Origin of the sequence: Oceanobacillus luteolus (assembly GCF_042678205.1) — a bacterium.
Classification (GTDB): Bacteria; Bacillota; Bacilli; order Bacillales; family Amphibacillaceae; genus Oceanobacillus; species Oceanobacillus luteolus.
On the sequence record NZ_JBHUDE010000166.1, the window covers coordinates 1 to 13,196 of the forward strand.

Genomic DNA, 13,196 nt, shown 5'->3' on the forward strand with positions numbered 1-13,196 from the left:
AGAATAACCTCCCAATCTTATATGTTTATTCTAACAATAAAAAAATAAACTGCGAAGCAAGAGCCGTACGCTCTCTCACTTACACAGTTTATTTTACACTCCCTTTTATTTGAAATAATCCTCAAGTCCATAGCTTTTAACTATTTGTTCGAATAACAATTTAGCTTTACTTGCTGTTTGCTGATCTGTTATCTCTGCTAATTTTACATATGCCTCATCCATCGCTTGTTTGGAAAAGATGTCAAGGTCACTTGATTGTAAATAATGCAATATATGGTGAGCTTCCTCTCTTGTTATTGAAAAACCATATTCTCCTGCGTAATGTAAGAGTTCATTGACAGTAAGCTGTCTTAACCTGTTTTTAACAATTTCTTTAATAAAAAAAGACATGTTCCTCCTCCTTTTTATCCTTCTATACGTAAGTTATGCAGGACCACACCCATTCTTGCCAGGAAATAACATCATAAGTATGCTTTGATTCCATAAAATAAAGATGCACCAACTATAAGAGGAGGTCAAACTATGGATGAAAATAAACGAAGCTCCGACATCCAGCCAGCTCCGCATCGAGGCGAAGATAACGACAAACGCAGATATGATGAAGAATACGCAGCAGAAATTGTAGGTCGGGATGTTGGTGTAAATAAAGGAACAGAGACCATCAGCACCTATGGATGGATAGGGATTGTCTTATCCTTTCTTTCCTTTTTAATATGGCCGCTATTATTGGCTGTAGCGGGAATTGTCCTTGGGTTTATGTCTCGTAGTAAAGGCGCTGACACACTAGGTAATATTGCAATAGGTATTGGTGTGCTATCCATCATACTTCGACTATTCATATAACCGAAGAATGTAGAAGAGGTTGTTCACGCAACCTCTTTCTTATGCTAATTATTAGAAATCATTGTATAATGGAAAGTAGTAAAATGAATGAGGAATTATTGTCTCGCTTGTGGTACCCGGGTTCAAGTATTCGAAATCAGATACAATTTTATCGATATCAAGTTCATCCATTTCATTAATCGATTCTGTAATGGAAAGAACTGTATCACCTGGTTTTACCTTAATATGAGCAATCTGATAGTCGGTATGAACATTTGATTCAGCTGGTTTATCATGCGTTACAGATTTAGGTTTTGATAAGTCATCCATTACACTCAAAATGATCAAGAAAAATAATAAAATCAAAGAAAACCTCTTTAAAGCGGACATATTATCACCTTTTTATTTGAAACAAATTTAAAATGTAATACGTAGTACTACTGAAAGGGGGAATTGTTATGGCGATATTTGATTATGAATGGATTGGGTTAATTATTACTTTCTTTGGTACACTTTTTTTGATTGGTGAAGTATTAGTTAATATGCGCGGATTCTTTGCATTACTTGGAGTTGGCTTTATTTCCGTTTATTTTGGTGCTTATGCAGGAACTGATTCGGTTATACTTATGCTTATTATTTATTTTGTTGGATTAGTACTGATCGTTATAGATGGTAAAATAGCTAATGATGGAACTCTTGCCACCATCGGGCTCGTAACCATGTTAACAGCAGTAGGTGTTGCAGCCCCTGACTTGACTACTGCGTTATATGCTATCATTGGAGTGATAATCGGAACTGGAGGTGCCTTTTTCTTTCTCAAAGTATTCAAAAAGAGAGAGATGTGGACGAAAATTGCTCTTAAAGATCAGCTTAGTAAAGAGGCTGGGTATAATTCCATGAACATGGAGTATCAAAAGCTGCTAGGAGAAGAAGGAATTACAATGACCGATTTACGTCCTGTGGGGACGATTAAGGTCAGAGGAAAAACATACAGTGCTCAATCAGATGGAAAATGGATCAAAAAAGATACAAAAGTTACTGTAGTAACCGTAGATGGTACAAAAATACAAGTGGAAGAAAGTTAATATGCAGTTAATATCAGGAAATGCTTAACCCTATTAGGGTAAGCATTTTTTTTGATATTATTCAACAATTAAGTGTCGAATAATGATTATTAATAATAAAAAATGGATATTGTATTAAAATAAAGTAAAATATATAAACAACACTTTACAAATTGGTACATTTAATTTAATAATAGATAGGGTGATTTCGAAAAGAATGTATTTTATGCTCGAAAGGATGAATATGATTGGACATTGATTTACAGTCGCTTATATTTGAATTTATTGGTGGCTTAGGGATATTTCTCCTAGGTATTAAATTCATGGGAGACGGGCTACAACGTACGGCTGGAGATAGACTAAGGGACATTCTTGATCGATTTACAAGTAATCCATTCTTAGGCGTACTAGCAGGGATTGTAGTAACAGTATTAATTCAAAGCAGCTCTGGAACGACAGTTCTTACCGTCGGACTAGTTAGTGCAGGATTTATGACGTTAAGACAAGCTATTGGTGTAATTATGGGGGCAAACATTGGGACTACAGTTACTGCATTTATCATTGGGATTGATATCGGTGAATATGCACTACCTATAATAGCGGTTGGTAGCTTGTTGATTTTCTTCTTTAAGAACCAGAAAGTAAATGCAATCGGACAAGCAGTATTTGGATTCGGTGCATTATTCTTTGGACTGGAACTCATGAGTAGCGGAATGAGTCCACTACGGTCGTTGGAAGCTTTTCATGAATTAACAGTCAGTATGAGTGACACACCTGTTTTAGGAGTCGTAATAGGAACTGTATTTACATTAATTGTTCAAAGCTCATCAGCAACTATTGGTATTCTGCAAGGGCTATTTGCAGAAGGTGCCATCGAACTAAAGGCTGCCTTGCCAGTGTTGTTTGGTGATAACATCGGAACAACCATTACAGCAATTTTAGCTTCTTTAGGTGCTTCAATAGCAGCAAAGAGAGCAGCGTTAACTCACGTTGTCTTTAACTTGATTGGAACAGTTATTTTTCTGGTATTTTTAGGGTTATTTACTTCCTATGTTGCATTTCTACAAAGTCAATTATCATTAAATCCTCAAATGACTATTGCATTTGCTCATGGATCATTCAACATTCTCAACACGGTTATTCAGTTTCCGTTTATCGGTGGTTTAGCGTGGTTGGTTACCAAATTGATTCCAGGTGAGGATACAGTCATTGAATATAAGCCAAAGCATTTAGACCCACTAGTAATACAACAATCTTCTTCTCTTGCATTAGAACAAGCCAAAAAAGAAGTAGTGCGCATGGGAGAGTATGCTTATCATGGGCTGGATGAAACGTTGAAGTATACGACAACTTCTGATAAGAAGCATTCAGAACTTGCTATGCAGATTGAGGGAGCGATCAATAACCTTGATCAAAAAGTAACGGAATATCTTGTTGATATATCTGCAGATTCCATGACAAAAATGGAACGAGATAAACACACATTTTTAATGGATAGCGTACGAGATATTGAACGGATAGGAGACCATTTCGAAAATATTATAGAACTGAACGACTATAGAATTTCACATAAAGTCAATTTGACTGAACAAGCAATGGAAGATTTGAATGTGATGTTTGACTTAACAATTCTAACGGTCAAACAAGCGGTAAAGAGTCTTGAGAATAACGATAGAGAAGCAGCACTAGAAGTTGTTCGTAAGGAAGATCAGATTGACCAAATGGAAAGAAACTACCGTAAGAAACATATCATTCGTGTAAATGAAGGATTATGTAGTGCAACAGCAGGTATTGTATTCGTTGATATGCTCAGTAATCTAGAACGCATTGGTGACCATGCGGTTAATATTGCAGAAGAGATATTAGAAAAAGAAAATTGATGCATTAAATTATGAGGAGGGTTTCCTCCTCATAATTTAAATGCATTTTTTTAATTTATCATGTATAATAAGTCTTGGATATTTTTTAATGTACTACAGGAAAATTGACGAAAAGACAAAAAGATGTTGACATATTTCTTCCTACATGATAAATTATATCTTGTTGACTCTTAAAATTAATTCTTATTCCACAGTAGCTCAGTGGTAGAGCAATCGGCTGTTAACCGATCGGTCGTAGGTTCGAATCCTACCTGTGGAGCCATGGCGGCGTAGCTCAGCTGGCGAGAGCGTACGGTTCATACCCGTGAGGTCGTGGGTTCGATCCCCTCCGCCGCTATAAAGGAAGGCTAAGAAGCTAGGTCTTGTAAATGATACTTGCTTCGATGCCGAAATTAGAAAGTTTGAGAACGCGATGACGCGTTCTCGGCTATCTAATAAAGTTTAGAAATATAAACACAGAGCCACGTATCTTTCGACATTAATCTGCATGATGTTTTATTTATACAAAAGCTAGTAATCTTACTATGATGGCGGTCGTGGCGAAGTGGTTAACGCACCGGATTGTGGCTCCGGCATTCGTGGGTTCAACTCCCACCGGTCGCCCCATATATTTATAAAACGGACCCTTAGCTCAGTTGGTTAGAGCTATCGGCTCATAACCGATCGGTCGCAGGTTCGAGTCCTGCAGGGTCCACCATTTTTTATTCGGAGGTATACCCAAGTCTGGCTGAAGGGGTCGGTCTTGAAAACCGAAAGGCGGGTCAAACCGCGCGGGGGTTCGAATCCCTCTACCTCCTCCATTACATATATTTAAAACATAGCTCAGTCGGTAGAGCAAAGCGTAAACCTCATTGGATATTCTTCTTTGTAGCTTTGCGAGGAGTGCTGCATCGTTGCATGTGCTTGCAACACGACGAGCAACAAACATCTTCGAACTTGCTTCGAAACCATTATGAAGCGAGAAACAAACTCTATATAAATACTATAAAGGCTCGGTAGCTCAGTCGGTAGAGCAACGGACTGAAAATCCGTGTGTCGGCGGTTCGATTCCGTCCCGAGCCACCATTTGAACAACAAGCTTATTGCTTGTTTTTTTATTTAATAATTATTATTTATAACTGCTATAAAAAGCACTACTCGAGAAAAGTGGAAGATAATCGAACTGAAGAATTCCAATTGAGGCAACAACTTTAAATTTGGTTAATTTATAGCTTTGATTAAAATTGTTTAAAATAATAAATTAGGTGCATAAAATTTGCAACAATTTTTAAGCTTTGATACGCTACATATATAGGTAATAAATATATTTTTAGGGAGGAAGATTAGATATGGCAAAATTTGAATTACCAGAATTACCGTATGCATATGATGCACTAGAAAAATCATTTGACAAAGAGACTATGAACATTCATCATACGAAACACCACAATACGTATGTTACAAACCTTAACAATGCACTTGAAGGGCATGCTGACCTACAAGAGAAGTCCCTTGAAGAGCTGATCAGCAACTTGGATGCAGTACCTGAAAGCATTCGCACGGCTGTCCGTAACAATGGTGGAGGACATGCTAACCATAGCTTGTTCTGGGAAATCCTATCTCCTAATGGTGGTGGAGAGCCTACTGGTGAATTAGCTGATAAAATTAATGAGAAATTTGGCAGTTTCGACAAGTTCAAGGAAGAATTCTCAACTGCAGCAACTGGCCGTTTTGGTTCAGGTTGGGCATGGCTAGTCGTTAACAATGGTGAACTTGAAGTTACAAGTACTCCAAACCAAGATTCTCCATTAATGGAAGGGAAAACTCCACTTCTTGGTCTTGATGTGTGGGAGCATGCATATTACTTAAGATATCAAAACAAACGCCCTGACTACATTGCATCTTTCTGGGATGTTGTGAACTGGGAAGAAGTTTCTAAACGCTATAATGAAGCTAAATAAATAATTCTTTGAAACGTGGGGAACTTTTCCCCGCGTTTTATTTTTACGGTGAAAATTAATAAGTCCTCTATTACATCTACTGTTATTATTAATCCTTCAAAATTTCATCGAAAATAACGAAAATGTTAAGATACTATGGTAAAATAAAATGATAATAAACTGTAAAAAAATTAACAGAGGGGAATCATTATGAAAGAAAAGAAGAAAAAAAGAGCACAGCTTCCCTTTCGAACGAATATTATCTTTTTCATTATCTTCTTATTGTTCTCTGCCCTTATATTCCAGCTAGGTGTTGTGCAAATATTGAATGGGGAGGAATTTCAAGAAGAAATTGACCGGACTATTCAAGACATAACTAAGATACCAGTGCCGCGTGGGAAAATTTATGACACGAATGGCAATCTTGTAGTCGATAATAAGGCGTTATATTCCATTACATATACGCCGCCAAAAGGTGTGCAAGCACAAGATAGACTGGAAGTTGCTGAAAAACTAGCAGAATTTATTTCAATGGACAGCAAAGAATACTTAGACAAGATTACTGATCGAGATATACGGGAATATGTTTATCTTAAGGACCTTGAAAAAAACGAAGGGAAAAGTACTGAAGAACAGGAAGAGACTTATGAAGAACGTATTCCTGATGAAAAAAAGGAAGATCTCTCCAATGCTGAACTATACCGTCTAGTTTTGGATTCTATACCGGATGAAGATGTAGCTGTAGAGAACTTTACGAAACAAGAGCTGGAAGTAATCCGAATCAAAAAGGAACTTGATAAAGCTTATTCTCTAACACCGCAAATTGTAAAAAATGAAAATGTAACCCCAGAAGAATATGCACTCGTCTCGGAAAATCTGGATAAATTACCTGGAATTAATGCTACGACGGATTGGGATCGGGAGTATCTATATGATCAAACACTCCGCGGCTCCATTTTAGGAAACGTTACTTCCCATGAAGCCGGTATTCCAGCAGATGAAATTCAGCAGTATATGTCTCGTGGTTATAGTAGGAATGACCGGGTAGGGACGAGTGGTTTAGAAAAACAATATGAGGAAGTTCTAAGAGGAAGAAAAGAACAAATAGAATATACAACAACCAAAACAGGGGTAATCATTGACTCGGAGACGATAGTGAAGGGTGAAAGAGGAAAGGATCTTGTCCTTACCTTGGATATGGAATTTCAACAAGAAGTTGACAGGATTCTAGAAGAGGAATTGGAGAAGGCAATTAAGCTTGATCCATATAATAACAAATTTTTAAATGACGCCTTAGCAGTAGTCATGAATCCGCAGACTGGTGAATTGATTTCCGTATCAGGAAAGACATATAATCGTGAAAAGAATCAAGTTGTAGACGCGGCGAATAAAAATCTTCAAGCAACCTATCTTCCAGGCTCAAGTATTAAGGGAGCGACAGTTCTTGCAGGATTTCAGTCGGGAGTAATTAAACCTGGAACAACTTATTATGATAAACCGATACAAATTAAAGGTACACCACCAAAAAGATCTTTAAACCCAAATATTGGTTATGCAAATGATATTAAAGCACTAAAACAATCATCCAACGTTTATATGTTCAATATTGCTTTACAAATGGGTGGAGAAACACGTATTCCTTTCCCGAATAATAGTCCTACGTCTATTGATATTAATGCGTGGCAGGAATTCAGAAATTATTTCCGTCAATTTGGACTTGGAGGTCCCACTGGAGTAGATTTTCCATATGAGGAACCAGGATTAGTTGGTAAGTCCGAACCGAATGCCGGTCTACTAATGGACTTTGCCATTGGCCAATATGATCAATATACTACATTACAACTAGCGCAGTATGTATCAACCATTGCAAATGGTGGTTATCGGGTTCGTCCGCATTTTGTCAAAGAAATTAGGGAACCTATTGCATCTCAAGAAGAATTAGGTCCTGTTTATAAAAGTATTAATACGGAATACTTGAACCGAATTCAAATGAGCGAATCTGAATTGGCACGTGTTCAAGAAGGTTTTAGACAAGCATTTCAATCGCAAGGTGGAACTGCATATAGCTATTTTGCAGGGAAAGATTACGATGCTGTTGGAAAGACCGGTACTGCGGAACATTCGGTTTGGGAAAATAAAGTTGAATATAAAACAATTAACCGAAGTATTGTTGGTTATGCTCCTCAAGACGATCCCGAAGTAGCTTTTGCGGTAATTGTACCTAATATTGGTATTAATGCCAAAGAAGATGGGAATGTTAGTAATCGGATAGCTGAACGTATTCTTGATACTTATTTCGAAATGCAAGAGGCAGATGAGGAAGATTCAGAGGATGGCTCAAATGAAGATAGTGATGAGTAATTTTATTATCTCATCCTATCTATCCTTCAAATTAGATTTTTCGTAAAATTAACACTGTTTTAATAATCTTCCTGTATAATTAAGTAAATCACATTGATAGGAGGAAGGATATTGACTACTACACGTGAACAATTTCAAACAGAGTTGGATCAATTAAAATCAGATATTATTACGATGGCAAATTTATCTGGAGAAGCCCTTACTAAGGCGGTTGAATCTTTATATGATCAAAGTATAGACCAAGCAAAAGAGATACTGGAAGAAGATAAAAAAATTGATGATCTTGAAGATGATATAAATGATAAATCTGTCTTATTAATAGCAAAACAACAGCCGGTTGCTACAGATCTGCGGCGGATTATTATGTACTTACGTGTCGTTACAGATATTGAGCGGATGGGGGATAATGCTAAAAATATTGCAAAGGCGACAATCCATTTAGATAAAAACCACACGACCATTCCAGAAGGTTTGCGTCAAATGCATGAGATTACAATGGAAATGTTGAAAACGGCAATGCATGCTTTTAAATATGAAGATATCACTATAGCAACTAAATTAGCCGAAACAGATGATAAAGTAGACAAGATGTATAAACAGATTGTAAGTGAGTTGTTGGGAGAAACTGCAACAAATCCTGATAAAATCCAGTATGTCATGCAAGTGGCATTTTGTGCCCGTTATCTAGAGCGTTTCGCTGACCACATCACTAACATTGGAGAGAGTATACTTTACTTAGTAAAAGGAAAAAGCACTAAAATAAATTAAGAAAAAATCCAGTACCCTGATGTTGGGCACTGGATTTTTTTAATTTGTTAACCGCTCAGCAATTTCGTAATGGGACATGCCAGTCTCTAATTCATGGCTGCCCATTTGTATACGTAAAGAATAATCATGCTCATCTAGATACTTACTGAACTCTTTAGCATCCTCAATAATTCCTAGATCTTCAAGCATGTCACTAATTTGGGAAGATGCCATTCCTGGTTCCACCGTAAACGTTACTGTGGAAGCGGTTTGTTTTTCTTTATTTTTCTCTTTCTGTTCTTTTTCTTTGTCTTCCTTTTTATCATTGTCTTTCTCGGAAGCTTTTTCAGTTTGCTTTTCTTTCTCTTTATCGTCTTTAGATGAATCGGCTTTTTCTTTCTGAGTAGACTTATCTTCCTCTGAAGCATCTTCATCATCTACTGTTTCTTCAGCATTTTTTTTATTAGAATTATCTTGTTGAGTAGAAGCTACTGAATAACTGATATACTCCTCTTCAGTTATCACGCGATAACCATCTTCTTCAATTTTTGTAATCATTTCCTCTGTGTTTAAATCTGCTTGTCCACTATTATCTCCCCCAGTGAAGTAAAATACACCAAGTAATATGAGGCCTGCAGTAACTAAACCTACAGAGAATGCTCGCATTGTATGTTTCATACATAACTCCCTTTCTTAATCATGGTTTTTCATTTTCAACCGAACTGGCCGCTTGATTCATGTTACCCGGGAGCAATTCTTCTTCCAGTATTTTAATTTTCTTCTTCATTTGATATGTATCTTGCATTGATGTGATTGAATAATGCTCCAATTGGCTTTCAATTTCCTCTATACGATCATTCATAAAGTAAGAAAGAACGAACAATATCACACCTATGACAAGTATGGTTACAATCGCAATCATCATTTTATTTCCCTCCCTTTAACCACATATTTAGTTATATCATAGATTAGCTCTGGTGAAAACCATTAAAATTTTCTTGGAGTTCTTGAATATTAATTCGAATTCTGTTATTATTGATAAGGTCTAATGAATGCTTATATGTTGAAGATAGTTTGAATAGTTTGGAGGGAAGACCATGCGCGTTAACATTACGTTAGCTTGTACAGAAACAGGAGATCGTAACTATATCACTACAAAGAATAAGCGTACGAATCCTGAGCGTATCGAGCTTATGAAATATTCACCACGCCTTAAAAAACACACATTACATCGTGAAACTAAATAAACAAAAATAAAGCTCTTATCTTCGGATAAGGGTTTTATTTATTTTGCGGCGATATATTAATATATTAAGCAATGATAATCTGCTATGATAAAGGGAAGGAAGGTGAATACATGTCTTTAAATGAACAATATCTTCTATATACTTATGCAGAGGAACTTATCAAGAATCATCAGTTCAATCTACTGTATATGAATGAAAAAAACGATGAAATATGGTTGGAGAAATACGAAAATCGTTCATCAACGGTGGTACGATTAATACATAAGGGGTTTGATTGGAAAAATCATTTAAAACAGGATGTCTCTTTTCTAGTTCAACGAATACAAAATTTAAAGAGAATGTTTGGTAAGAATATCGAAGTCTATAACTTGTATTTCACCACCCATCAACCTGTGGATACGTGGGAAGTATTAAAAAATCCTTTAAGTGCTGAGGGTAAACCGAAAGTAAGTATGAAGGTATATTACTTTGATAAAGATGATTATGAGCAAGAAACGGAAAGATTCCAGCGAGATTTGCTGAATAATCCAGTCAGTTATGATCTTAGTTTACCTGATGCAGCGAAAGAAAATATAATCGCAAAAACAAAAGTCAACTTCATACATTTGATAAATAGTAAAAAGAAGGAAATGCAAAATATTTTCAGTTTTGGTAAACCTGTTTTTACTTACATTTTTATGGTGATTAATGTACTGTACTTTATTTACATGGAAATGAACGGTGGTACAACTTCTACTGAAACGTTGATTCAATTTGGAGCCAAGTATAACCCGGCAATTATATTAGACGGAGAGTGGTGGCGCCTTGTCAGTGCAATGTTTATCCATATTGGTTTTATACATCTTGCACTAAATATGCTTGCCGTTTTTTATTTAGGTGTCGCGATTGAGAAAATCTTCGGTAATGCCCGGTTTGTTTTTATTTACTTTATTGCAGGTATAGGTGGTTCACTCGCCAGTTTTTCCTTTACGACCAGTATAAGTGCCGGAGCTTCAGGAGCTATCTTTGGTTTATTCGGAGCCTTCCTATATTTTGGTGTAATTCACAAGCGATTGTTCTTTCAAACAATTGGAACGAGTATCTTACTTATTCTTGCTATTAATTTAGTGATTGGACTTTCTTTTGAGCAAGTAGATATGGCAGCACATGTTGGAGGCTTGTTAGCTGGTTTCCTTGCTGCAGCAATTGTTGGGATGCCTGGTAAGAAAAGGGCACTTAATCAACTTGCAATAGCAATTGTGACATTACTGCTTTTTATTTTTATTGGTTATTATGGTGTTTCTGCAAATGAAAACAGCCAGTCTTTTCAACTTTTGGAGATACAAGAACATTTGATGAAAAATGAGTTTGATGAAGTAATCAACAAAGCGACAGACGCTCTAAGTTTAGAAGGAGATATGGAAAGTGCACTATTGTTCCAGCGTTCCTACGCCTATATCCAACAAGGCCGCTATAATGAAGCATTGATTGATTTGGAGAAAAGTGTAACGTATCATAATCCTCTTCCCGAAGCATATTATAACCTTGCCTTATTGTATGAAATGAATGGGGAAGATGAAAAGGCTTCGAAAGCAATTGAAGAGGCTATCCGTCTCGATCCAAAAAACGAGGATTTTATTGAAATTCAAGAAAAAATAAAAGGTAAGCCATCGATTGAATGAATACGTGACTGCGAACTAATTAGGATATAAATAATAAAATTAATGATTCTACGTATGAGGAATACCATATTAAAGTAAATTGATTAGTTCGCAGTTCCCGCTTTGTATAAACCCTCATAACTCTTCTTAAACAATCCTTCCTGCCTATTTCCTTTATTGTGTAGTTCCATTATACTTTTCTGTACATATATTTATTTGGTATAATATAAAGTGGTGAAAATATGAAAACAGTATATGATGTTCGTATGCTTCTAAAAAAATTTGGCACATTCATTTATTCGAGAAATCGGATAGGTGACCTTGTATTAATGGAAAGTGAACTTGAAGAACTTGCTAAAATGAATTTTATTTCAAAAGAAGAATATATAAATGGAAAATTAATTTTACAAAAAGAAAAGAATGAGGAAATGGCCAGGGAGAGGGACTAAACATGGAGAAATATATGATAGGTATGGATATGGGCGGTACATCAATAAAGTTTGGTTTATTTACAAGCGATGGAGAATTAATTCATAAATGGAGTATACCAACAAATATAGATAATAATGGATCCGCTATTTTAGATGATAGCTGGAACTCTATGAAAAGTAAATTATCAGAAATGAACATTTCGACAGACAAAGCACTGGGCATCGGTGTCGGCATACCAGGTTATGTGGATAGTCAAACAGGTGTCGTCCACGAGGCGATTAATATTGGATGGAAGAATAAATTGATTACTGAAGAGTTAGAGGGATTATCAGGATTACCTGTTTTTATTGAAAATGATGCCAATATTGCTGTATTAGGCGAGAACTGGAAAGGTGCCGGAAATCAAGCACAGCATGTCATTGCTGTGACACTTGGAACTGGAGTTGGTGGTGGTGTCATTTCTGCAGGGAAAATCCTTAATGGTACCAATGGTATGGCTGGTGAACTCGGACATATATTAATTGAAGAAAATGGTGCATATTGCAATTGTGGCAATCATGGTTGTTTAGAGACTATCGCTTCAGCTACAGGTATTGTTAGACAAGCAAAGGAAGCGATTAGTAAATATCCCGAGTCTTCACTTGCAAAACATTATGAAACTAATAAAAAAGTCACAGCCCGTGATGTTTTTGAATTGGCTGCAGAAGGGGATGTAGCAGCAACAAGTATCGTTGATCGGGTTTCTGATGTTTTAGGTCATACATTCGCTAATATTGGAGTGATATTGAACCCAGAGAAAATTTTGATTGGTGGGGGCGTTTCGCAAGCAGGTGAGCCTTTTGTAAATCGCATCAACTCATATTTCCAGCATTATGCCTTGCCTCGTGTTAAGGAAAGTTGTGAAATAAAGCTTGCTGAATTAGGGAATGATGCAGGCATAATCGGTGGAGCCTTTCTGGTTAGCCAAAATATGGCAGGAAATTAACTCTGGATTTTTTCCTCTTTATCTAGTAAAATATAATCTCAGAATAAAATATTGATAAAATGTAAAAAATATGAAACTTATGCTGCCTGTAATACGTCA

14 protein-coding genes and 6 tRNA genes are annotated in these 13,196 nt (G+C 36.4%); 16 read left to right on the forward strand and 4 right to left on the reverse strand.

The window, feature by feature from the left end:
• Window positions 1-105 precede the first annotated feature (105 nt).
• Window positions 106-390, reverse strand: a complete 285-nt coding sequence (locus ACFSBH_RS20380) for a DUF2624 domain-containing protein (RefSeq protein ID WP_251510090.1) — start codon at window positions 388-390, stop codon at window positions 106-108.
• A 132-nt stretch (window positions 391-522) separates the two neighbouring features.
• On the opposite strand from ACFSBH_RS20380, the gene ACFSBH_RS20385 reads away from it, so the two are divergent.
• Window positions 523-843 carry a hypothetical protein gene (locus tag ACFSBH_RS20385; protein WP_251510091.1) on the forward strand — a complete coding sequence of 107 codons (321 nt, stop codon included), beginning with the start codon at window positions 523-525 and terminating at the stop codon, window positions 841-843.
• Between the two features lie 51 nt (window positions 844-894).
• On the opposite strand, the gene ACFSBH_RS20390 is transcribed toward ACFSBH_RS20385, so the two are convergent.
• Window positions 895-1,188 carry a hypothetical protein gene (locus ACFSBH_RS20390; protein WP_251510092.1) on the reverse strand — a complete coding sequence of 98 codons (294 nt, stop codon included), beginning with the start codon at window positions 1,186-1,188 and terminating at the stop codon, window positions 895-897.
• Window positions 1,189-1,280: 92 nt separating this feature from the next.
• Here ACFSBH_RS20390 and ACFSBH_RS20395 point away from each other — a divergent pair, with 92 nt between their 5' ends.
• The 11 genes from ACFSBH_RS20395 (at window position 1,281) to phoU (ending at window position 8,814) form a co-directional block, all read left to right on the forward strand.
• Window positions 1,281-1,907, forward strand: coding sequence for an NfeD family protein (locus ACFSBH_RS20395; protein ID WP_379599474.1), 627 nt, complete (start codon window positions 1,281-1,283; stop codon window positions 1,905-1,907).
• A 227-nt stretch (window positions 1,908-2,134) separates the two neighbouring features.
• Window positions 2,135-3,766, forward strand: a complete 1,632-nt coding sequence (locus ACFSBH_RS20400) for a Na/Pi cotransporter family protein (protein ID WP_251510094.1) — start codon at window positions 2,135-2,137, stop codon at window positions 3,764-3,766.
• 187 nt (window positions 3,767-3,953) lie between these two features.
• Window positions 3,954-4,028: transfer RNA gene (locus tag ACFSBH_RS20405), tRNA-Asn, on the forward strand.
• 1 nt (window position 4,029) lies between these two features.
• A tRNA-Met gene (locus ACFSBH_RS20410) sits at window positions 4,030-4,103 on the forward strand.
• 193 nt (window positions 4,104-4,296) lie between these two features.
• Window positions 4,297-4,372 (forward strand) — tRNA-His (locus tag ACFSBH_RS20415).
• 14 nt (window positions 4,373-4,386) lie between these two features.
• Window positions 4,387-4,463, forward strand: a tRNA-Ile gene (locus tag ACFSBH_RS20420).
• A 10-nt stretch (window positions 4,464-4,473) separates the two neighbouring features.
• Window positions 4,474-4,566 (forward strand) — tRNA-Ser (locus tag ACFSBH_RS20425).
• Between the two features lie 189 nt (window positions 4,567-4,755).
• A tRNA-Phe gene (locus tag ACFSBH_RS20430) sits at window positions 4,756-4,831 on the forward strand.
• Between the two features lie 263 nt (window positions 4,832-5,094).
• Window positions 5,095-5,706: a superoxide dismutase gene (locus ACFSBH_RS20435; RefSeq protein WP_251510095.1), complete on the forward strand. Its 612-nt coding sequence runs from the start codon at window positions 5,095-5,097 to the stop codon at window positions 5,704-5,706.
• Window positions 5,707-5,895: 189 nt separating this feature from the next.
• Window positions 5,896-8,046 carry a peptidoglycan D,D-transpeptidase FtsI family protein gene (locus tag ACFSBH_RS20440; protein ID WP_251510096.1) on the forward strand — a complete coding sequence of 717 codons (2,151 nt, stop codon included), beginning with the start codon at window positions 5,896-5,898 and terminating at the stop codon, window positions 8,044-8,046.
• A gap of 111 nt (window positions 8,047-8,157) precedes the next feature.
• Window positions 8,158-8,814 carry a phosphate signaling complex protein PhoU gene (phoU, locus tag ACFSBH_RS20445; protein WP_251510097.1) on the forward strand — a complete coding sequence of 219 codons (657 nt, stop codon included), beginning with the start codon at window positions 8,158-8,160 and terminating at the stop codon, window positions 8,812-8,814.
• A gap of 39 nt (window positions 8,815-8,853) precedes the next feature.
• Here the strand turns inward: phoU and ACFSBH_RS20450 are convergent, their stop codons facing one another.
• Together ACFSBH_RS20450 and ACFSBH_RS20455 are read right to left on the reverse strand one after the other, a co-directional pair.
• Window positions 8,854-9,471 carry a hypothetical protein gene (locus ACFSBH_RS20450; protein ID WP_251510099.1) on the reverse strand — a complete coding sequence of 206 codons (618 nt, stop codon included), beginning with the start codon at window positions 9,469-9,471 and terminating at the stop codon, window positions 8,854-8,856.
• A gap of 19 nt (window positions 9,472-9,490) precedes the next feature.
• Entirely contained in the window at window positions 9,491-9,718 is a 228-nt protein-coding gene (locus tag ACFSBH_RS20455; RefSeq protein WP_251510102.1) for a hypothetical protein, read from the reverse strand.
• Between the two features lie 172 nt (window positions 9,719-9,890).
• On the opposite strand from ACFSBH_RS20455, the gene rpmG reads away from it, so the two are divergent.
• The 4 genes from rpmG (at window position 9,891) to ACFSBH_RS20475 (ending at window position 13,097) form a co-directional block, all read left to right on the forward strand.
• Complete coding sequence (rpmG, locus tag ACFSBH_RS20460) at window positions 9,891-10,040, forward strand: 50S ribosomal protein L33 (protein ID WP_021291115.1); 150 nt, start codon at window positions 9,891-9,893, stop codon at window positions 10,038-10,040.
• A 110-nt stretch (window positions 10,041-10,150) separates the two neighbouring features.
• Window positions 10,151-11,701: a Wzy polymerase domain-containing protein gene (locus ACFSBH_RS20465; protein ID WP_251510106.1), complete on the forward strand. Its 1,551-nt coding sequence runs from the start codon at window positions 10,151-10,153 to the stop codon at window positions 11,699-11,701.
• 221 nt (window positions 11,702-11,922) lie between these two features.
• Window positions 11,923-12,129 (forward strand): YqgQ family protein, encoded by a 207-nt coding sequence (locus ACFSBH_RS20470; RefSeq protein WP_251510107.1) that lies wholly within the window; start codon window positions 11,923-11,925, stop codon window positions 12,127-12,129.
• 2 nt (window positions 12,130-12,131) lie between these two features.
• Window positions 12,132-13,097, forward strand: a complete 966-nt coding sequence (locus ACFSBH_RS20475; protein WP_251510116.1) for an ROK family glucokinase — start codon at window positions 12,132-12,134, stop codon at window positions 13,095-13,097.
• Window positions 13,098-13,196: the final 99 nt, after the last annotated feature.